Source organism: Bacillus cereus group sp. MYBK79-1 (assembly GCF_051915365.1).
Taxonomy (GTDB): Bacteria; Bacillota; Bacilli; order Bacillales; family Bacillaceae_G; genus Bacillus_A.
This window is the reverse complement of record NZ_JBQAEO010000010.1, coordinates 67,132-88,898: the sequence shown is the minus strand read 5'-3', so window position 1 is coordinate 88,898 and position 21,767 is coordinate 67,132. Positions and strand designations below refer to the sequence as shown.

Genomic DNA, 21,767 nt, shown 5'->3' with positions numbered 1-21,767 from the left:
ATACCACTTTTAAAATAAAAATTCTACACCTTTTGATATTGTCTAATTTTTTCTATAAGATTTTTCATGTTTTCCCTTGCTATTACTGGGTTTCTAGCATGTGAATACACTAAAAATTTCGGTTGTTTTGTGTCAGAAACGATATAAGACCACTCTTTTTCCGTATATTTGAACTGTACTCCTTCAAATATACCGTCTTCCTTTCTTTCCATATCAGCCAATAATTTCCTCATCACTTTCCCTTTTTCATTCCATGAACATACAACTTCATCACAAAGTAGATAGAGCGGAGGCGATTGCTCTACTATGCTGAGAAACGTTTTTCCTTGCAATGCTATTAGCTCAAATAATTTTCCTATTCGATATAAAATATCTCGCTTCCATCTCGCTTGAAACGACTTTTTTTCATCCTGCGTATAAAATAGAAGGTAACACTCTCCTAATTTCAAAGACATTGGGTAAATATTTCCTGTCGATTCAAGTAATAAATCTGGAATATCTACCTCTTCAAAATCTGTTCCTTGGTAAATATTACTGTGATTATCATATAACTCGAAATAATTTCCTTGCTCTGAAAACATAAGAGCCATATTTGCTTTACTTGATTTCATCAAAGCTTTCACATGATCCTTTTGTTCACCCGCATAAATCCACGTAACTGTACATCCGAGCCTTTGCAAAAAGAGCATAAGTAAATGTTGTAACATATCATTTCTTTTATTAATAAGAAGATGAAACTTCTGTTTTTGTATTTTCTCAATATCAATGCGTTCTAATACAGCCTCTATATAATCATGTAAAGAAACGTGGACTAGCTTATTCCGCCCCATTTCCTTCTCACATACGTAATAAAACGACTCAGACATATATACTTGTTCTATCGCTTTTTGCTGCTTATACGTTAATTGTACCCCATCCTTGCCATACAACTTTATAACAACCTCTTTTTCATTTTCTACTTGAATGAAAACCCCGCCTGCACATTGTAAATCCTGAATACTATACTGAAAAAGCGACTCGTTCATTTCTTTGCATTCCATCGTATGAACTCCGATACCATGAATCGCATGAAGAAAGAGATTTTTATAAGAGGTCGTTTCTATATGTTCTTGACTCCCGATTAATATACTTTCTCCTTTGGCAAAAAGAGATCCGTACGCCATCGCAACCTTTACAATAAATTGAGGAGTGATTTCAACATTGCCTCTTCCTACAATGCGGCTTTTTTGCAACCATCCTGCACTCTTTTCACTTTCTTGAACACCAGCCGATCCAACTACCGAATAGCTGTCAATCGCCTTATATGGCCATAGTTTTCCCTTTTGCTTAATTACCGTACTTTTCCCTATATGACAATGATCCGCTACAATGCTTTTTTGAAACAATGTAACGTCATCTTCCACCATTGTATGCTCTCCTATTGTCGTTTCTAATAACTCGCAATATTGCCCAATGTGAGCATTTGCAAAAACAATACTTTTTTGAAGATGAGAATAGCTTGAAACAATACTATTTTTCCCGATAATGGAGTACGGTTCAATTACAGCTCCAGCACCAATCTTTGCTCCTTCTCCAATAAAAGAGGGACCGTGAATTTTCGTTCCTTTTCCAATCGTCACTCCTTCCCCCATCCATACCATCGGTAATACTTCCGTGTAAGGAATAGGTACTTGTAATTTTTTCGTTAACAAATCAAATTGTGCTTGTCGATATTGATCAAATGTACCGATATCTAACCAATAGCCTTCTGACAAATATGCAAATAACGCGTTCTTATTTGCCAATAACGGAAACACATCTTGACTGAAATCAAAAAATTCTCGGGGCGGTATGTAAGAAAAAATTTCTGGTTCCATAATATATATACCTGTATTCACAATATTAGAAACTACCTCATTCCAACTTGGTTTTTCTATATATCGTGTAACCTCTTGTTCTTTGTTCATTACAACTAAACCGAATGAGAGTGGATTTTCTACTTCCTTTACAAACATAGTTACCATTCTTTTCTTTTGTTCATGAAACGCAATGCCTTCTGATAATTGAAAATCAGTTAACGCATCCCCGCTTATGACGACAAACGTTTCATCCAAAAATTTTTCCGCTTGTTTAATACTCCCTGCGGTTCCAAGCGGTGGAGAGTCTTCAAAGTAATACAAATTGACGCCCCATTTGCTACCGTCACCAAAGTATTGTTTAATGGCCGTACTCATATACTGAACAGTAATGGCAATCTCACGAATACCATGCTGACGTAATAATTCAATATTGTATTCCAAAACTGGCTTCTCTAATAATGGCAACATCGGCTTTGGAGTATTACATGTTAATGGTCTAAGGCGTCGTCCTTTTCCTCCAGCTAAAATAACCCCCTTCATATACTTCAGCCTCCACTTATATAATGTTCAGTAACTTCATATACGTTATGTATATTATCTAACCCGCATTAACTAGCAGTATAAAATGAAACTTTAAATTGTAGGGATTTTTTCATCTCCCGTTGATAGCTGACAAGCAGTAAAACTCCTTATATCCCCGTACCTTTCAGACACAAAAAGAAAGCGCTTACCATTAACTTAGTAAAATATTACTTACTAAACAACATATATGTCCTATTTTTTCCATTATATTATGATACATCTTATCATCATAAACTAAAGGAAACAACGAGCTTTTTTTGTCATGTTTTGACTAAAAAAAGCAGGTGATGTTTCACCTGCCTTTTTTCTTTATTCATTTAATAAGTAATGCTTCCCTTTTACTAAATAAAAAACATTTTCAGCAATATTTGTAATATGATCTGCTACACGCTCGATATATCTCGCCACAAAGGATAATTGTGTAATTTGTGTAATCGCTTCTGGTTGTTCTGGAACTGAAGATATAAATTCACGAATCGCTTTCCCATATATTTCATCAACTGAATCATCCATTTCGGCAATTTGTTTCGCAAAAGTTAAATTTTCTTGCTCATATGCTTCCAACGCTAACTGTAACATCTTATTTGCAATTGCAAACATTTCATCAAGATTGTGCAAACTAACAACCACTTCTTTTTCCCCAAGACGAATTGTTGATTTCGCAATATTAACAGCATGATCTGCAATACGCTCTAAATCTGTCGCTGTTTTAATTGAAATGAAAATCCTTCTTAAATCACTTGCTACAGGTTGCTGCTTCGTAATAAGCATAAGCGCAAGATCATTTATTTCCTCTTCTAAATTATCCATACGATAATCACCATCTATTACCTCTAATGCTTTCTCTACATCCCTTTTATGAAGACCTTCCATAGCAAGCAATAAAGCTTCCCTCGCTAGCTCTCCAAGCTCAATCACCTTTTGCTGTAACGTTTTTAAATCACATTGAAACTGTTCTCTTACCATTGTTTCTTCCCCCTCAATATTATGTGCCATTATATATAGATTTCCTACCTAGCCTACTTGTAATAAACCTTAAGATAGGAGAAGTATTACTTCTCTAATGAAATGAGGTAAAAATAAGAAATACCCTCTGTTAAGAGGGTATTTACTCTTATCCTTGCAACGATATCAACCGAATCGGCCTGTAATATAATCTTCTGTACGCTTATCTGAAGGTGTCGTAAATAATTTATTTGTATCTGTATATTCCACAACTTCTCCACTTAAGAAGAAAGCAGTTTTGTCTGAAATACGTGCTGCTTGTTGCATGTTATGTGTTACGATCACAATGCTAAAGTCTTTCTTTAACTCTTGAATTAATTCTTCTACTTTTAATGTTGAAATTGGATCTAGTGCCGATGTTGGCTCATCCATTAAAATAACGTCTGGTTCAATCGCTAAACAACGTGCGATACATAGACGCTGTTGCTGTCCACCAGATAAACCGTATGCATTATCATGCAAACGATCTTTTAACTCATCCCAAATCGCTGCTCCACGTAAACTTTTTTCAACAATTTCATCCAATGTTTTCTTATCACGAATACCATGAATTTTCGGGCCATATGCTACATTTTCATAAATAGATTTCGGAAATGGATTTGGCTTTTGGAACACCATTCCCACATGAGTTCTTAATTCTTCAACTGGGTATGATTTTTCAAATATATTGCGCTCTCTATATTCAATTACACCTGTAGTTCGCACGATTGGTACTAACTCTACCATACGATTTAATGTTTTTAAGTACGTTGATTTACCACAACCACTTGGCCCGATAATTGCTGTAACTTCATTCTCATGAATGCTTAAGTTAATATCTTTTAAAGCATGGTCTTCTCCGTACCATAAATTTAAGTTTTTCGTATCAAATACTACTTTCTTTGGTGCAGTCTCGATTTTCTCCTCGTTTTTCACCTGTACATTTACTACTGTTGCTACCATTTGAATTCCCCTTTCATCCATTTCCAACTTATTTTCGATTTCGTAACAATAAGACAAATATATTGATAAAGAGCAATAAACCTAATAAAACAATCATCCCAGCAGCTGCTACATACTGAAATTCTTCTTGCGGTCTACTCATCCAATTAAAAATTTGAATTGGTAAAACTGTAAATCTATCAAACATACTAAATGGAACATAATTTGCAAATGCAAGTGCCCCGATAACTAATAGCGGTGCCGCTTCTCCAATCGCCCTTGATATCGCTAACGTACAACCTGTTATAATTCCCGGGAAAGCAGATGGCAATACAATTTGATACATCGTTTGCCACTTCGTAGCACCTAATCCGTAAGAAGCTTCTAATAATGACCTTGGTACAGATCGTATCGCTTCTTGACTTGCTACAACAACTGTAGGTAAGACGAGTAAACTCATCGTCAGTGCCGCCGCAATAATACTCTCACCTAAATGAAGAGCATATACAAAAATAGTTAAGCCGAGTAATCCAAATACAACGGAAGGTACTCCTGCTAACGTTTGATTATTAATTTCTATTACCTTTTTAAATATAGATTCCTTCGCATATTGCTCTAAATAAAGAGCAGTTCCAACTCCAAATATAAAGGAGACTGGTATAACAATACTCATAAATAATATCGTTCCTGACAAAGCTGCAGCAATCCCAGCTTCTTTCGGATTACGCGAAGCGAAGTTTGTAAAGAAATCTAACGAAAGGTAACTTATGCCTTTTTCAAAAATTTGAAAAAGCAAAATAAACAGTATTACTATTGAAAACCAAATAGCTATATAAAATAACATTTTGTAAACTCGATCTTTTAAAAAACGTGATGCCATATTTTCTTGTATTTTTTTATGATTCAACATTCGCATATTATGTCACCCTCCTAAAGCGGTGCATAATAAACTGCGAAATGATGTTCATTATAAAAGTAAACAAGAATAACGTTGCGCCTACAGCGTACATGCTGTAATACGTAATTGTTCCATGCGGAGCATCACCTAAACTCACTTGCACAATATAAGCTGTTAACGTTTGAATAGAGTGTGTCGGATCGAGCGATACGTTCGGCGTGGATCCCGCTGCAATTACAACGATCATCGTTTCACCAATTGCCCTGGAAGCAGCTAATATAATCGCTGCCATAATCCCTGTAAAAGCCGAAGGAAACACGACTTGTTTTACCATCTCAAACCGAGTTGCTCCAAGTGCTAACGAAGCTTCTTTCGTCCCTTTCGCTACAGCTCTCATTGCATCTTCAGAAAGAGATGCAATTGTCGGGATCATCATAAAGCCAATAACAATACCTGGACTAATCGCATTAAAAAACTGTAAATCTGGTATAATTCGTTGTAAAAGCGGTGTGACAACTGTTAATGCAAAGAAACCATATACAATTGTCGGGATACCTGCTAATAGTTCTAACATCGGCTTTAATACTTTCCTTGCACCGCCCGAAGCATATTCGCTTAAAAATACGGCACACGCTAAACCGATAGGAATTGCTACGAGCATAGCGATTGCTGTTACAAGTACCGTTCCACATATAAGTGGTAATATACCGAATTTAGGATCTTCAAAAAAAGGTAACCATTCTTTCTCTGTCAAAAAGGAGAGCAATGGTATTTTTTGAAAAAACATCATTGTTTCATTTGCCAGCGTAAAAATAATTCCAAGTGTCGTCACAATAGACACGCTAGCAATTATTTTTAGTAATAATGGAACGATTCGATTGATTCGCTGCGTTTTTTTTCTTTGTTTTGTATTTCTTTCAATCAAATATTGTACAGAAAATGTAATTTGACTTTTGTCATTATGAGCCAAAGATGAAAACCCCTTTCCACCCTGACATTACCTTTTTATTTCTGTTAACATCCGCAGCTGTTCATTGTATTTTTCTTTTGGTAATTTTACATATCCAACCTCTTCAGCAAGATTACCAACATGCTGAATCATAAACTCAACATAATTTGCTACATTCATTTTATTTCGGATAGATGCATCATTCACATAAGCAAATAGCGACCTAGATAATGGCTTATATTTACCTGATTGAATCGTATCTTTCGTCGGAAGTACACCATCCACTTTTATTGCTCTCACCTTATCTCGATTGGCCATATAATAAGCATATCCTACAAAAGCAATGGCATTTTTATCATTCATTACCCCTTGCATAATAACTTGATCATCTTCAGACAAAGAGACTTTTTTTACAATGCGATTATTTTGTAAGATGACATTTTGAAAATAATCATACGTACCAGAGTCTACACCTGGCGCATAAAACTTCACCTGTTCACGTGGCCATGAAGAATGAATTTGTGACCATCGCTTTTCGTTTCCATCTTCACTCCATAATAGACGTAACTCGTCTACTGTCATATTGTCTACCCAAGTATTTTGGCGATTCACAACGATCGTCAGACCATCGTAAGCAACTTCAAATGGTGTAAACTGAATGGAGTTTCTCTTCATTTCATTTTCTTCCACTTGTTTCATTACTCTCGAAGCATTATTTATATCCACTTCTCCTTTACTGAAACGATTAAATCCTCCTCCTGTTCCAGAAACACTGATGGAGATTTTCACGTTCGGATGCACCTTTGTATATTCCTCCGCTACCGCTTCTATAATAGGAAAAACCGTTGAGGATCCATCAACTCTCACTTCTCCCATTTCATTCACAGCAAATGCAGTAGACGTGCCAACATAAAGGAAACATGTCGACAGTATGAAAACTTTAATCGATGCACTTATCCATTTCACGTGTTCTTCCTCCTAGAAGTAACCGGAAATAACAGGATTACAGATATAAGAATACTGCTAAACTATTAATTCGGTTTTAATTGTTTGTAAAAGTTTTGTAAAGTTCCACAAGAACCTACATAAGATGAAATTTTAATCCGTAGCTACCGTTCATCTTCACTGATGATCAGTCCATAAAATCGTTATCCTACATGGCGAATGCATACGTATCATTTATGAGGTCCCTTAATTTTCCGATATAATATGCTTGTCCACCTTATTAAAACGTATGCATGAATCATAAAAAAAAGCACACTATCTTTTCAGATAGTGTGCTTTTTTTACAACTTTTTTATTCATCATTTTGCTCTTTATTTTTCTTATCTATTTCATCTTGTGTAGCTTCACCATTTTCTACTTTTTTCAAATCAAAGTACGCGTCCATAATGTCACGACTAATATAACCGTTAATACCTGATTTATCATCTACCCAAGGTACAACAACAGAAAATGCTACTTCAGGATCTTCAAGTGGTGCATAACCTACTAATGTTAAGTTATATGTCTCTTTGCGCTCACCTTTTGCATTTCTACCAATCTCTTTATCTCCGCCATACACAGTTTGAGCTGTACCTGTTTTACCAGCAGCTTTATATGGTGCACCTGCAAAGTATTTCGTAGCTGTACCACCAGAATCGTTAAATACTTGTCTAAATCCTTCTTGAACACGTTTAATTTGTGATTCAGGCATATCAATACGATTTAGCACTTTCGGTTCCATTGAATGAACAACTTTTCCTACTTCATCTTGTTTCACTGCCGGTTGTCGAATTTCCTTTACAACTTGCGGCTGCATACGGTAACCACCATTTGCAATTGTTGAAATGTACTGTGCTAATTGAAGTGGTGTATACGTATCATACTGTCCAATTGATAAATCTAATAAGAAACCTGGCTGATTTCCTCTACCTATTTGGCCCGCAGATTCATTCGGTAAATCAATACCGGTTTTCACGCCAAGTCCAAACTGCCCGAAATAATAACGCATCGTATCAAATGCTTTTTGTGGTATATCTAACGTACCACCTCTCACATATTGAACACCTGCGATATTCATCGCTGTTTTAAACATATATACGTTAGAAGACATTTTTAATGCTGTCAAATCATTAATATATCCCATCGTCTTCCACGAAGATTTTGGCGGCGTCCCCTTTAATCTGATTGGTTCATCAAGTTGAACTGAACCTGGTTGAATTGCATTTGTTTGATATCCTGTAAGTACTGTCGCACCTTTTACAGTCGATCCCATCGGATAAGAACTTGTCATCGTTCCTAATGCGAAATCTTGCACTTTCGTTTCGCCATTTTCATTCACTAACTGTTTCCCAGCCATAGATAAAACTTCACCATTTTTCGGATTCATCATTACAACGAATGCACGATCTAAAAGAGGTTGCCCGCCTTTATATTTCAATAAACTTTTCGTGATAATTTCTTCTACACGCTTTTGTAATTCCATATCGATTGTTAAATTCAGATCATTACCACTTTGCCCTTTTGATACATTAATCGTTTCTAAAATATTACCGTTTTTATCTGTAATATTTTTCACTTCCGCTTTCGTACCGTGCAGACTGTCTTCATATTGCTGCTCAAGATAACTTTTCCCTACGCGGTCATTTCGATTATAATCACGAACAAGATAGTAATCTAGTCTTTCTCTAGGTAAACCTTCATCAGATGTTGACACCCCGCCAAGTACACTTCGGAATAAATCATCATAAACATATTTTCGATCCCAATCAACATTCGTATCTACACCCGGTAATGCTGCTAGGCTTTCACTAATAATCGCATATTCTTCTTCTGTAGCATCCTTTTTAATGACTTGTGGCGTCATCGCATATCCGCCGTCCATTTTGCTTTTAATCGCTAGTATTTCTAAATCTTTTGCGGATAATTGATTCATTTCCTCTTCTGTCACGCGATTTCGTTGACGCTCATCTAATTCTTTATCGTCAATTTTTTTATCTTTAAACTCTTGACGATCTTTATTCGTAATTTTTTCTTTAGCTTCCTCTTTATGTATAGCAAGCCAATAATCTTTTTTATCACGATCTGTTAATTTATCTGTCGGTACTTCAATCAAATCTGCTAGCTTTTTCGCTGTTTCTAAGCGAGCCTCTGCAGTTGATCCTTTCATTTTTGTAAATGTAATCGTACGTACAGCTGCATTATCTACTACAGCTCGCCCATAACGGTCAAATATTTTCCCACGTGGTACAGGATTACTTATCGTCGAGTTCTCTTTCCTCTCCACCTCATTCTTATATTCCTCACCGCGAACAATTTGTACATATCCAAGCCTTACAATAACCGCGGAGAACATTAAAAACACGCAGAAAAACAGCACGTTTAACCGAAAAGGAACGTGAGTCTTTTTCTTTTGTTGTTTCTGCTTCTTGCTCATACAAACCCCCTCTACCAACAGCTATGTAATGTGAAAGGGACACCTTCATACAGGTGTCCTCACTGCTGTCTTACATCTTTTTCTATTCTAGCATAAAACAACCGAGAAGTTAACCTTCTGGTTCTGTTTGATTCTGTGCAGTTCCTTGCGCTACAACACTTGTTTTACTCGCATTTCCCTCATCATATTTGACATTTTTAACTGCAAAATAAATAAGAAAATGTCCTGCACCTAAAATACATAATAAGTAAGGCAAACTTTTTTCAGGCGGAAAGAATAGTACAGCACATAAAAAACATAAAATTGAGCAAATTCTTCCTGCATTTAACCATAATTCCCGGACAACTACATACTCTACACGCCACTCTCTCGCATTTTTCGCTCTACCAATTACATCATATGTCATGGACCCGTATGGAACGAGCAAAATAGGGTATGCAATCGCGATGCACGCTGCATAAATAAGTAATTTTGGGTATGTAACGTTGAATATAACTAAAAATACGACAGCATATAAAATAATGCCTCCAAGCAATATTGCTTTTTTCCGCCACTCTTTCTTTAACATACGAGTGACTAGGTAGTAACATACAAATGATACTGCCGAATTCACTAAGCTATATTTTCCTAATGCAAGCTCGCTATCCGTTGCTAAATACACGTACACGGAAATCACAAAAATAAACGTTCCCTCTCTTAACCCTTGAAAAAAATGAGCACGTGTAATTCTTCCCCAATTTTTATCAATTTTCCGCTCTTTCAATACTTGTACAATTTCATACCGACCTTCACATTCTCTCTTAGATACAAAAAAGCTTAAAATAACAGCAATTGCAAATAACAGTAACGAAAGAAAGAATATGACCGTATAGCCACTCCATTTTTCCATACGTGAAATTGTGTATCCAGCTGCTATCGGTCCAATCATGCCAGAGAAGGATGTAAGAAGCCCTAAAAACCCGTTAAAGAAATCTCTTGTTTCTGGTTCTGTAATCTCAAATGTTAATAAGTTAAACGCGAGCCAGTAAAAACCATATCCGACTCCTAAAAGAGCCCCCATTAATAAAATATAGTGAGAAGCGCTTTTTCCCGCTACTAAAACAACGATAAAAAAAATAGCTAACGTCCCTACGCCTATTCGCAACAAGATTGAGCGGTCAATACGCTTTGCTAATTTCCCACCTATAAGAAATGTGAGAGGCTGTAATACAACGCTGGCCAAATTATATAAGCCAAGATTCACATAATTTTGTGTTTGTTTCCATAAATAAATGTTAACAAACGTATTCGATAAAGAAATTGCGAGCGTGTATAAACCTCCAATAAGGAGCAACAACACTAAATCCCGATTCACTTCAACGTCACCAATTATATGTTTCCACTTCATACACAACTCTCCTTTACTTCATGTTCTAGTCTTCCAAAGACAAGCCCAATTATGTAAAAGGAAAGCATAGAAAAAAGCTAGGAGCATTCTCCTAGCTTTTTTCTATCGTTATTACAATTATTTTGCTTCTTGGTAACGTTTTTCAGCAGCGTTCCAATCTACAACGTTCCAGAATGCACCGATGTAGTCTGGACGACGGTTTTGGTAATTTAAGTAGTACGCATGCTCCCAAACATCTAAACCTACAACTGGAGTTTTGCCTTCAGTTAGAGGAGAATCTTGGTTTGGCGTGCTTGTTACTTCTAACTCGCCATTATTTACTACTAACCAAGCCCAACCAGAACCGAAGCGAGTTGCTCCAGCTTTTGCGAATTCTTCTTTGAATGCATCGAAGCTACCGAATTTTGCTTCAATTGCAGTTGCAAGTTCGCCTACTGGTTGTCCACCGCCGTTTGGAGATAAGATTGTCCAGAAGAATGTATGGTTAGCATGTCCGCCACCATTGTTACGTACTGCTGTACGGATTGCTTCTGGTACTTCGTTTAAGTTTGCAACTAATTCTTCTACGCTTTTGTCAGCTAATTCTGCATGACCTTCTAAAGCAGCGTTTAAGTTTGTAATGTACGTGTTATGATGTTTTGTATGATGGATGTTCATTGTTTCTTTGTCAAAGTGAGGCTCTAAAGCATCATACGCATAAGGTAAATTTGGTAATTCGTGTTTTGCCATTGTTATATTCCTCCCAGTTTATGTATTGCCACTTAAGTGACATACAACTTCATTCTACCCTAATTGCCATAGGGTGCAAACAAATAAATCACATTGTCTTGCTATCATTAAAGTAGCAAAATTCCCACTTCTTTTCAATTAAAATGCTCATATATTCCGTAAAAAAAGCTCCCTTCTACAAGGAAGCTTCTTGATGACATAATAAACATGTGAAATGGATATGGACCCTGTAGGACTCGAACCTACGACCGGACGGTTATGAGCCGTCTGCTCTAACCAGCTGAGCTAAGGGTCCACAATTATGTATGTAACCATATATTAAATAAAGGAATTCCTATCGGATATATCCTTTAAGAAATGTAAGATAAATTTACCATATAGAAAAGAAAAGTGTCAATTGTATTTTTCTCATTCAAAAGAAGAAAATTAATAAAAAGAAATTTAGTTATCTCCACTATATGTAAATATAATATATCTTGAGATTCCCTAGATTCCTACGTTACAATGATTTTATACATACATAAAGGAAGTGAATCTATGTCCATATTTACCCAATTAGCCAAAAGCGTATATTCGCCTAAAGATATGGCGCTATTCCGTTTTCAAAAAATCGGAAAAACCATTTTGTATATTATGCTACTTTGTCTAATCACTACTATTCCAAGAACATTCTTTTACGGTAGCTTTATTCAAGATAGTGTTACCATGGTAAATCAAGCAATTGAAAAAGATTTACCTGATTTTAAAATCGAAAATGGTGAACTTAAAGCTGATATTGAACAACCTATTCAAAAGGAAGAGGGAGATGCTCTTTTCGTATTTGACCCAAATACAACAGATATAGAAAAATATCAGAACAAAACTGGTTTATTTATTTTAAAGGATAAAGTGGTTTCTATAGGAAATGGTCAAACACAAACATACTCCTACAATGATTTATTAGGGACATCTCTTGAGAAGAAAGATTTGCAAGATTTCATTTCTGTATTCGATAGTATTTATCCAATTTTATTAGCCGTTATCGGCGTATTAGTGTACCTATTCCAATTATTTATTACTTTCTTAGGAATTACTTTACTTGCGTTTATAGGTTCTGCTATGAGTGGTCAACGTAAATTATCTTATAAGCAAGTATGGACGTTAACTGCATACAGCTACACAATTCCAACAATCTTCTTTATGATCATGGATTTATTCAAAATTGTTGTACCTGGTTCAACATTCATTTATATCGCAGTTGTTTTAATTGTTCTATACTTAACAATCAAAGAAGTTCCAAAACCGAACGAAAAAAATGCCTAAATAGGCATTTTTTTTTTGGACAAGCATATATTCCTAGCAAAGGAGTGAAGAATATGAAAAGATTAGGTGTATTCTTATTCGTGCTTGTTCTTGGTTATATATTTTATTACGATATAAAAATCGGCACTTTACCGATGTTAAGTTCATATAAAAACACAACCGCTGCCCAAACGATAAAGCAAGAAAATACAGATACAAAACAAAATAAAGAGAACAAAGCAGAAAAAGAAACAGATGTCACTTATAAAACAATTGAAGTCAAAACAGGTGAGACAGTTCTTTCTATTACCGAACAAATTAATAAGAAAAAAATCCCTTCCATCGAAAAGGTAATTGATGACTTTAAACAACTAAACAAAAGTACATCTGCTACAAAAATACAAATTGGAAAGTCTTATAAATTCCCGTTATATCAATAAGCAATCACTTAATCCTTGTCAATTACATAAAGGCGCTGATACAATAGTAAAAGTGAAACCGAGCACTTCGGTTTCTATAGCCCTGTATCACGTATACTTTCATTGATATGAGGGACTAAATAAGAAACTTCTTTTATAAGGAGAGCGATCTATTCGTGAATGAAATGACTCATCGTACAAAAACACGTCCAGTTAAAGTCGGTAATTTAACAATTGGCGGTAATAATGAATTAATTATACAAAGTATGACAACAACAAAAACACATGATGTTGAAGCAACAGTTGCTGAAATTAAACGTTTAGAAGAAGCTGGCTGTCAAGTCGTCCGTGTTGCTGTTCCAGACGAACGCGCGGCAAATGCTATTGCTGATATTAAAAAACAAATCAACATTCCACTTGTTGCTGATATTCATTTTGATTATCGTCTTGCTTTAAAAGCAATTGAAGGTGGCATTGATAAAGTACGTATCAATCCTGGTAACATTGGTCGTCGCCATAAAGTAGAAGCTGTTGTAAATGCGGCAAAAGAACGCGGTATTCCAATTCGTATCGGTGTAAACGCAGGTTCATTAGAGCGTCACATTTTAGAAAAGTACGGATACCCAACTGCAGATGGTATGGTTGAGAGTGCCCTACATCACATTAAAATTTTAGAGGACTTAGATTTCCACGATATTATCGTATCTATGAAAGCCTCTGATGTTAACTTAGCGATTGAAGCATACGAAAAAGCTGCTCGTGCTTTTGATTACCCATTACATTTAGGTATTACAGAATCTGGAACATTATTTGCCGGAACTGTAAAAAGTGCCGCTGGTCTTGGAGCAATCTTAAATAAAGGCATCGGAAACACATTACGTATTTCATTAAGCGCTGACCCAGTTGAAGAAGTAAAAGTTGCGCGTGAACTATTAAAGTCATTCGGCCTTGCATCTAATGCAGCAACACTTATTTCTTGTCCAACTTGCGGTCGTATTGAAATTGATTTAATTAGCATCGCTAACGAGGTAGAAGAATACATCTCTACACTAAAAGTACCAATTAAAGTTGCAGTACTTGGCTGCGCTGTAAACGGTCCTGGTGAAGCTCGTGAAGCTGATATCGGTATTGCCGGTGCACGTGGAGAAGGATTATTATTCCGTAAAGGGCAAGTTGTTCGTAAAGTACCAGAAGAAATAATGGTAGAAGAACTGAAAAAAGAAATCGATGTAATTGCTGCTGAAATGGCTGCTGAACGAGAAAAAGAAAAAGAAAAAGAAAAAGAAACACAAGAACAATAAAAAGAAGGTTGCCACAATATTTGTGGGCAACCTTCTTTTTTACGTAAAAAAAGCTCGTCAGTTATGTAACCGACGAGTTCTTATTTTGCACATTTTGGACAACGGCCATATATTTCAAACTTATGACCGGTTACTTCATAACCGTTAAAATCTTTATTCATAAAATCCATTGGGCAGGAAGTAATCTCTTTCGTCCCCCCGCAATCTAAACAAATAAAATGATGATGATGTTCCATAATAGAACATGTAAAACGAAAATGTTTTTCACCATTTAATTCCGTTTGTTCTAAAACACCGATTTCAGCAAACACCGTTAAGTTACGATAAATCGTATCAAAGCTAAGGCCTGGATAATCATCCTTCATATGCTCTAAAACGTCTTTCGCCGTTAAATAACGATTGTGAGCTGCAAATAACCTGAGCATTTCTTCCCTTTTCCCAGTATGTTTGTATCCTTTATCTTTCATTAGGCGTAAAGCTTCTGTTAGATTCATATCTATCCCTACTTTATGCAGTTTTTTTCTTTTTCCATAAAATCGCACCAATTAAAATAAGAACTGCTATCATAACAATTGTACCACCTGGTGCTAGATCAAGTTGATATGAAGCAAACATCCCACCAATTACTGCAATTTCACCAAATAAAATGGAAAAGAAAATTGTTTGTTTAAATCCATTTGCAATACGAATACTTGCTGCAACTGGTAACGTCATTAATGATGATACGAGAAGAACCCCTACTACACGCATTGATACTGCAATGACAAGAGCAACCAATATAATAAAAATAAAGTGAATCCACTTTGCACTCAAACCAGTTGATACAGCGTATTCCTCATCAAACGATAGTAAAAATAACTCTTTGTATAATAAAGTAATCGTTACAATAACAACAATTGCTACAATGCCGATGATTATTAAATCCGTACTTGTTACAGCACTTACACTCCCAAATAAATAACTAAATAAATCTGTGTTAAATCCATTTGCAAGTGAAATAAAAATAACGCCAATCCCCATTCCTGCTGAAAGAATAATCGGAATTGCTAATTCTTGATAATGTTTATATACAGTACGTAATTTTTCAATTAGTAACGCCCCACCAATAGAAAAAACCATTCCCATATATAATGGATTTAAAAATCCCCCTGTGAAAATTGTTTTTTCTAGTAGTAAACTTGCAGCAATACCCGATAATGTCACGTGGCTTAATGCATCCGCAATAAGCGACATTCGGCGAATGACAACAAATACACCGATAAGCGGTGCAACAAGTCCTATTAAAATCCCTGCATATAAAGAGTTACGTAAAAAGTCATATTGTAAAAAATCTTGTATCATTATATCCTCCCGTGATGCTCATGCTCGTGTTCTAAACGATGAACATGATGTCCATATAAGACGGACATTTCTGCATCTTCTAACTCTCGGAACTTATCTACATTTCCATGGAAATGTAGATGTTGGTTTAAGCATGCAACATGTGTTACCTTCTCAGTAACAGCTCCCATATCATGCGTAACGAGAATTAATGTGATTCCTAACCTTTTGTTTAAATCCTCTAATATCTCATAAAAACTTTCTACATTCTTCACATCGATTCCAACAGTAGGCTCGTCCAAAATAAGTAATTCAGGATCACTAACGAGCGCACGAGCAATAAATACACGCTGTTGTTGTCCACCAGAAAGTTCTCCAATATTGCGCCCTCGAAACTCACTCATCCCCACATCAGCAATTGCTTTTTCTACCTTTTCCTTATCGCTTTTCGTAAAAAAGCGAAACAGCCCTTTTTTCGAAACGAGTCCCATTGACACAACTTCAAAAACAGTTGCCGGAAAACCAGAATTAAAGCTATTTGCCTTTTGCGACACATAACCAACTTTGTTCCATTCTTTAAACTTCTTACTATCAACACCAAACAAACGAATACTTCCCTGTTTTGGCTTTAAAACACCTAATAAACATTTTAGTAAAGTTGATTTCCCAGAACCATTTGGGCCAACTAAACCTAAAAAAGCTCCCTTCGGAACTTGCAAATTAATATCTTCTAACACATTTCGATCTTCATATCGAAATGACAATCCTTCTATTTCTAATATATTATTCATAGCATCTCACCTATTTTAATTCAGAATCATTCCGATTTATATCTACTTGAATTATAGTATAGCTTATTATAGTTGTAAACCAATCTGCATAAAATATATCAATTTTTTCAAGAAACCTTACTATTATAACAAAAAGCAGAGAAAAATTCTCTGCTTTCGAAAAATATTCCTATAAAGTAAAACCTTAATTAAATGAGTCCATCCCCTATCAATTATTCGCCCTCAAATAGCGGGATACATGTTTTAGTGAATAGCCGATTTAAACTTACCACCATTTGTCTCTTGTGTATTCATAATCGTAACAAACGCATTCGCATCAATTTCATACACAATTGATTTTAACTTTGTCACTTCCAGACGCGTTACAACTGCATAAATCACTTCTTTTTCTTTATCCGTGTAACCGCCTTTCGCTACAAGCTTTGTCGTTCCACGACCAAGACGATGCAAAATCGCATTTGATACTTCCTCATATTGATCTGATACAATTAAAACCGCTTTCGTTTCATCTAAACCTTGAATGACTGTATCAATGGTTTTGAATGCGATATAGTACGTCATAACAGAATACATAGCTTGTTCAACACCAAATACAAATGCTGCCCATGCAAAAATGAATAAGTTCACAAACATTACAAATTCGCCAACAGAGAAAGGTAATTTCTTCGTTAATAAAATACCCATAATTTCTGTTCCGTCCATTGATCCACCATGGCGAATAACGAGCCCTACACCAATACCTAAAATAAGACCACCAAACACTGTTGCTAAAATTGGCTCTGTTGTAAATGGCGGAACAGCATGTAACGTTGATTCAATAAACGCTAAAGCTACAATACCGAACGCGGAAGATAGCATGAATGTTTTTCCGATTTGCTTATAACCCGAATACATAAATGGGATATTGAGAATAACGACTAAAGTAGAGAAACTTAACCACCAAATATTAGGAGTAAGATAATCTAATATAAGAGAAATACCAATAATTCCACCATCAATAATTTTATTTGGCATTAAGAATAGTTCAATCGCTACCGCTGCGCATGCTGCCCCAAATATAATCATAACTAAACGATAAATAAGATGGATAACACTTTCTTTTCGATGTTGCTTCTGCTCCATAAGTCCTCCTTATACTCTTTTTCTGTAGTTTTGTCCTTATATTATAACATACGCTTCTTTTTCTCATGAAAAAGAAACTCTATACGAATATGTACAAGCTACGCACTCATATATTTCGATAGAAGAACGCGTGAAGGAGGATAACTCGATGAATCTCATTAAACAACTTGTAAATAAAAAATTAAATCATATTTCTACAAAAGAGTTATTGAAATATAGTAAAGAGTATGAGGTTTCTATTACAACTGCACAAGCTGATCAAATTGTTTTACTTATGAAAGGAAAGAATATTAATATTTACGATAATGACGAACGGCTAGAGCTCTTAAAACAAATAGCAAAAGTAACCTCCCCTGCTACCGCCCAACAAGTAAATACTTTATTTCAGCAACTACTAAAATAAGGAGGGGGAAATCCCCCTCCTTATTGCTTATTGCGCTTTGATTTTCTCAAGAATTCCTTCATCAAAAGTACCATTTTTCAGCATTTCGATTTCTAATTTATATGGCGGCTTCTTATCTTTTTTATCTTCACCTACATATGGCGTTTCAAGAATTTTTGGTACGTGCATTAACTGTGGATGATGTACAATATGATGCAACGCTTTATAACCGATATGACCGAAACCGATATTTTCATGACGGTCCTTTCCTGCGCCGCGTACATTTTTACTATCATTAATATGAAGTACTTGTAAACGATCAATACCAACAATCTTATCAAATTCGTTTAATACACCGTCAAAGTCATTTACAATATCATATCCTGCATCGTGCGTATGGCACGTATCAAAGCATACGGATAGTTTTTCATTATATGTTACACCGTCAATAATCTTTGCAATTTCTTCAAAGCTACGACCGCATTCTGTCCCTTTACCTGCCATCGTTTCTAACGCGATGTTAACCGTCTGATCTGGCGTTAATACTTCATTAAGCCCTTTAATAATTTGTTGAATACCAGCATCCGCTCCTGCCCCAACGTGCGCACCTGGGTGAAGAACGATTTGTTTCGCCACACCTAATGCCGATGTTCTTTCGATTTCCATGCGAAGGAAGTCTACACCTAATTGGAATGTTTCTGGCTTCGTTGTATTCCCGACATTAATAATATATGGCGCATGTACGATAATTTCCTCAATACCGTTTAGTTCCATATGCTTTCTTCCTGCCTCTATATTCAATTCTTCAATTGGTTTTCTTCTTGTATTTTGCGGTGCACCTGTATAAATCATAAACGTTGTTGCACCGTATGAAACAGCCTCTTCACTTGCTGCTAATAACATTTTCTTACCACTCATGGAAACATGAGATCCAATCTTTAACATACAATCACCTCTTCAATATACAATAGATATAATGATAGCATAATTTGTAGAAATATGTAGCGAATTGTTTTTTTCCATTCTCCACTGATTATTATCCCTGACCAATCGGACTTTAATGGGCAGCCCGCCCCCCACCTAACTTCTTTGCTTTCGCTGAATTTTGAGGTGGGGGTCTTACTGCCCATTAAAGCGGGATAAAAAAAGATAAGGGGCTCCCCTTATCTTTTTTTATTGCTGTATTTTTTCTTTACTTTGTCACGTTCTGTTGCAAGTTTACGTTTATAGTTTGGTTTTACTTTTTTCGGCTTTTTAATAACTTTTGTTGCCATAACGTCAAGTTCATCATTTGGTTTCTTACGGCTCTTACGACGACGACGTTCACCTAAATCTGCCCACTCATCTCCGCGTAATTCTACATGCTTGAACTCAATATGACGTTGTTTTTCTAAACTATCTAACGCTTCTTCGTTTGCTGGGTCATAAATCGTCACTGCAATACCTGAATGCCCTGCACGTGCTGTTCTTCCAACGCGGTGAACGAAGAAATCTAAGTCTGATGGAAGTTCGTAGTTAATAACATGACTAATTCCTTCTATATCAATACCACGTGCTGCTAAATCAGTTGCAACAATATATTGGAATTCAAGATCACGAATTTGTTTCATCATTTTTTTACGATCACGCGGTGATAAATCTCCGTGAATTCGTCCAACTTTTAAGCCACGTTCCATTAATCCGTCAGCAACCTGATCCGCCATCTTCTTCGTATTCGTGAAAACAACTGCTAAATACGGTTTAAATTGTAGCAACATTTTGTTCACTAAATCGATTTTGTTACGATGTTTAGAAGGTACTAAATAATGCTCAATATTCCCAGCCGCAACTTGTTTTGGATTGATATGAATATGCTCTGGGTTCTCCATATATTTCTTCAGAAACGGTTTTAGTTTTTGAGGAATTGTTGCAGAGAAAACTAGCATTTGCAAGTTTTTAGGCATGCGTGATGCAATTTTGTCTACATCATGAATGAATCCCATATCAAGCATTAAGTCTGCTTCATCGACAATAATCGTATTTGCTTTATGAACAAATAAGGCTTGCGCTTCCACTAAATCTTTAATACGTCCTGGTGTTCCAACTACAATATGAGGTTGTTTTTTCAACTTTTCAATTGATCGTTGTTTATCAGTTCCACCAATTAAACAACGTGCTGTAATCATTTGATCTTCCGCACAAAACTTTGTTAATTTCACGATTTCTTCGTAAATTTGTTGTGCTAACTCACGAGTAGGTGCTGTAATAACCAGTTGTACTTCTTCACGACCCGGATTAATTCTGTTCAATGTAGGAAGTAAGTATGCATGTGTTTTCCCAGAACCTGTTTGGGATTGTCCAATTACACTTACGCCTTTTTTCACGACCGGGAAAATTTTCTTTTGAATTCCTGTCGGCTCTGTAAAGCGTAGTTCACGAACTGCATCTATTAAAAATGGTTTAAAATCATACTGTGTAAAAGTTTGTTGTGTCATAAGTTACACCTTCTTTCTAAATTTCTACTGCGCGCACAAATCAGTCAAGTCTACATTATATCGAAATCTACAAGTAAAATCCATCTTTAGTTTAGGTTTTTATTTCAAAAACTAACCTCCTTCCCTCTTATTGCATATTGTATGTGTATATACCTAACTGAAGAAAGGAGGATTTCTCACATGTTTCCAAAACCCCATATAAGGCAAATGTATCCGAATCAAGTACAGCAACCTTATACACCATATCCAATTCCACAACTACCACCGATGGCACAAAAAAAGAAAGGCTTCCTTGCCAAGCTCTTTAAAAAACACGATCCAACCGAGCCTTTCATGCAAATGGTTCCGCCTTATCGACAAATGGAAGGGCCGCCACCAATGATGCACCAGCAACCGCCGCCCCAATATCAACAGCACTACCAACAACAATACCCGCAGCGATACTCAGAGCAATATCAACCATACATGCAGCAGCATCCAGAGCAAATGATTCCCCCTCAAATGTATGAATCAAATGAAACACGCGGCGGTGCAACAACTACAGCAACATCAAGTAGCGGCATCGGCAGTTTTTTTGCGAATTTAATTTCGAATCCAACTAATATGATAAACAATATTGAAAAAGTATCCCAAGTCGTTCAATCTGTAAGCCCTGTCGTCGAACAGTACGGTCCTATTATGCGTAACCTACCCAACATTGTTAAAATCCTCACCTCTGGAAAAAGTACGGACGAAGATCCAACTGAAAATCCAGCTGAAGACATAACAGAAAAGGTTGTGGTAGCAACTCCGCCTCCTCCACAAAAAAAAAGAAAAAGAAAAAAAATAGTGATTGAGCCAGTCATAGAAAAAGAAGTACGAGAGGAGCCTGTTCAAAAAATAGCAACAAAACCAAAACTATATGTGTAACAATCCTTTGTTTTCTATCCACTCCTCCTTTATAATGTAAA

At 36.0% G+C, this 21,767-nt stretch carries 20 protein-coding genes and 1 tRNA gene; 5 read left to right on the top strand and 16 right to left on the bottom strand.

Annotated features, from left to right (window positions below; genetic code table 11):
* Positions 1 to 23: 23 nt before the first annotated feature.
* The 10 genes from ACTFOB_RS16935 to ACTFOB_RS16890 all read right to left on the bottom strand — a co-directional run bounded on the left by ACTFOB_RS16935 (position 24) and on the right by ACTFOB_RS16890 (position 12,022).
* Positions 24 to 2,378 (bottom strand): sugar phosphate nucleotidyltransferase, encoded by a 2,355-nt coding sequence (locus tag ACTFOB_RS16935; protein ID WP_087956957.1) that lies wholly within the window; start codon positions 2,376 to 2,378, stop codon positions 24 to 26.
* 351 nt (positions 2,379 to 2,729) lie between these two features.
* Positions 2,730 to 3,386: a phosphate signaling complex protein PhoU gene (gene phoU / locus ACTFOB_RS16930; RefSeq protein ID WP_098237943.1), complete on the bottom strand. Its 657-nt coding sequence runs from the start codon at positions 3,384 to 3,386 to the stop codon at positions 2,730 to 2,732.
* Between the two features lie 165 nt (positions 3,387 to 3,551).
* Positions 3,552 to 4,367 carry a phosphate ABC transporter ATP-binding protein gene (gene pstB / locus ACTFOB_RS16925; RefSeq protein ID WP_000226689.1) on the bottom strand — a complete coding sequence of 272 codons (816 nt, stop codon included), beginning with the start codon at positions 4,365 to 4,367 and terminating at the stop codon, positions 3,552 to 3,554.
* 28 nt (positions 4,368 to 4,395) lie between these two features.
* Entirely contained in the window at positions 4,396 to 5,262 is an 867-nt protein-coding gene (gene pstA / locus ACTFOB_RS16920) for a phosphate ABC transporter permease PstA (protein ID WP_440027681.1), read from the bottom strand.
* A gap of 1 nt (position 5,263) precedes the next feature.
* Positions 5,264 to 6,214, bottom strand: a complete 951-nt coding sequence (gene pstC, locus ACTFOB_RS16915) for a phosphate ABC transporter permease subunit PstC (RefSeq protein WP_440027679.1) — start codon at positions 6,212 to 6,214, stop codon at positions 5,264 to 5,266.
* 27 nt (positions 6,215 to 6,241) lie between these two features.
* Positions 6,242 to 7,159: a phosphate ABC transporter substrate-binding protein PhoX gene (gene phoX / locus ACTFOB_RS16910; RefSeq protein WP_440027678.1), complete on the bottom strand. Its 918-nt coding sequence runs from the start codon at positions 7,157 to 7,159 to the stop codon at positions 6,242 to 6,244.
* Between the two features lie 331 nt (positions 7,160 to 7,490).
* Positions 7,491 to 9,611 carry a peptidoglycan D,D-transpeptidase FtsI family protein gene (locus ACTFOB_RS16905; protein WP_440027676.1) on the bottom strand — a complete coding sequence of 707 codons (2,121 nt, stop codon included), beginning with the start codon at positions 9,609 to 9,611 and terminating at the stop codon, positions 7,491 to 7,493.
* A 109-nt stretch (positions 9,612 to 9,720) separates the two neighbouring features.
* Positions 9,721 to 10,998 carry an MFS transporter gene (locus tag ACTFOB_RS16900; RefSeq protein ID WP_440027674.1) on the bottom strand — a complete coding sequence of 426 codons (1,278 nt, stop codon included), beginning with the start codon at positions 10,996 to 10,998 and terminating at the stop codon, positions 9,721 to 9,723.
* A gap of 117 nt (positions 10,999 to 11,115) precedes the next feature.
* Entirely contained in the window at positions 11,116 to 11,727 is a 612-nt protein-coding gene (gene sodA, locus ACTFOB_RS16895) for a superoxide dismutase [Mn] (RefSeq protein WP_001052034.1), read from the bottom strand.
* 221 nt (positions 11,728 to 11,948) lie between these two features.
* Positions 11,949 to 12,022, bottom strand: a tRNA-Ile gene (locus ACTFOB_RS16890).
* A 242-nt stretch (positions 12,023 to 12,264) separates the two neighbouring features.
* Between ACTFOB_RS16890 and ACTFOB_RS16885 the strand changes: the two genes are divergently transcribed.
* The 3 genes from ACTFOB_RS16885 (at position 12,265) to ispG (ending at position 14,728) form a co-directional block, all read left to right on the top strand.
* A complete protein-coding gene (locus tag ACTFOB_RS16885) occupies positions 12,265 to 13,029 on the top strand; it encodes a DUF1189 domain-containing protein (protein ID WP_000021903.1) in 765 nt (254 codons plus the stop codon).
* 53 nt (positions 13,030 to 13,082) lie between these two features.
* On the top strand, positions 13,083 to 13,448 hold the full coding sequence (locus ACTFOB_RS16880) for a hypothetical protein (protein ID WP_440027671.1): 366 nt from the start codon (positions 13,083 to 13,085) through the stop codon (positions 13,446 to 13,448).
* Positions 13,449 to 13,612: 164 nt separating this feature from the next.
* Complete coding sequence (ispG, locus tag ACTFOB_RS16875) at positions 13,613 to 14,728, top strand: flavodoxin-dependent (E)-4-hydroxy-3-methylbut-2-enyl-diphosphate synthase (RefSeq protein WP_131934101.1); 1,116 nt, start codon at positions 13,613 to 13,615, stop codon at positions 14,726 to 14,728.
* 80 nt (positions 14,729 to 14,808) lie between these two features.
* Here ispG and ACTFOB_RS16870 read toward each other — a convergent pair whose 3' ends face one another.
* The 4 genes from ACTFOB_RS16870 to ACTFOB_RS16855 all read right to left on the bottom strand — a co-directional run bounded on the left by ACTFOB_RS16870 (position 14,809) and on the right by ACTFOB_RS16855 (position 17,961).
* Positions 14,809 to 15,222 (bottom strand): Fur family transcriptional regulator, encoded by a 414-nt coding sequence (locus ACTFOB_RS16870; protein WP_001054512.1) that lies wholly within the window; start codon positions 15,220 to 15,222, stop codon positions 14,809 to 14,811.
* A 13-nt stretch (positions 15,223 to 15,235) separates the two neighbouring features.
* Positions 15,236 to 16,069 (bottom strand): metal ABC transporter permease, encoded by an 834-nt coding sequence (locus ACTFOB_RS16865; protein WP_097819263.1) that lies wholly within the window; start codon positions 16,067 to 16,069, stop codon positions 15,236 to 15,238.
* A complete protein-coding gene (locus ACTFOB_RS16860) occupies positions 16,069 to 16,839 on the bottom strand; it encodes a metal ABC transporter ATP-binding protein (protein ID WP_440027668.1) in 771 nt (256 codons plus the stop codon). Before ACTFOB_RS16860 ends, ACTFOB_RS16865 begins: the two co-directional genes overlap by 1 nt.
* A 243-nt stretch (positions 16,840 to 17,082) precedes the next feature.
* Positions 17,083 to 17,961: a YitT family protein gene (locus ACTFOB_RS16855; RefSeq protein WP_000435955.1), complete on the bottom strand. Its 879-nt coding sequence runs from the start codon at positions 17,959 to 17,961 to the stop codon at positions 17,083 to 17,085.
* A 148-nt stretch (positions 17,962 to 18,109) separates the two neighbouring features.
* On the opposite strand from ACTFOB_RS16855, the gene ACTFOB_RS16850 reads away from it, so the two are divergent.
* Entirely contained in the window at positions 18,110 to 18,364 is a 255-nt protein-coding gene (locus tag ACTFOB_RS16850) for a DUF2624 domain-containing protein (protein WP_001048965.1), read from the top strand.
* Between the two features lie 27 nt (positions 18,365 to 18,391).
* Here the strand turns inward: ACTFOB_RS16850 and ACTFOB_RS16845 are convergent, their stop codons facing one another.
* Both ACTFOB_RS16845 and ACTFOB_RS16840 read right to left on the bottom strand, forming a co-directional pair.
* A complete protein-coding gene (locus tag ACTFOB_RS16845) occupies positions 18,392 to 19,288 on the bottom strand; it encodes a deoxyribonuclease IV (RefSeq protein ID WP_048531206.1) in 897 nt (298 codons plus the stop codon).
* Between the two features lie 218 nt (positions 19,289 to 19,506).
* Entirely contained in the window at positions 19,507 to 20,817 is a 1,311-nt protein-coding gene (locus ACTFOB_RS16840; RefSeq protein WP_151633721.1) for a DEAD/DEAH box helicase, read from the bottom strand.
* A 180-nt stretch (positions 20,818 to 20,997) separates the two neighbouring features.
* On the opposite strand from ACTFOB_RS16840, the gene vrrA reads away from it, so the two are divergent.
* Positions 20,998 to 21,726 carry a VrrA/YqfQ family protein gene (gene vrrA / locus ACTFOB_RS16835; RefSeq protein WP_440027665.1) on the top strand — a complete coding sequence of 243 codons (729 nt, stop codon included), beginning with the start codon at positions 20,998 to 21,000 and terminating at the stop codon, positions 21,724 to 21,726.
* The last annotated feature ends 41 nt before the right edge of the window (positions 21,727 to 21,767 follow it).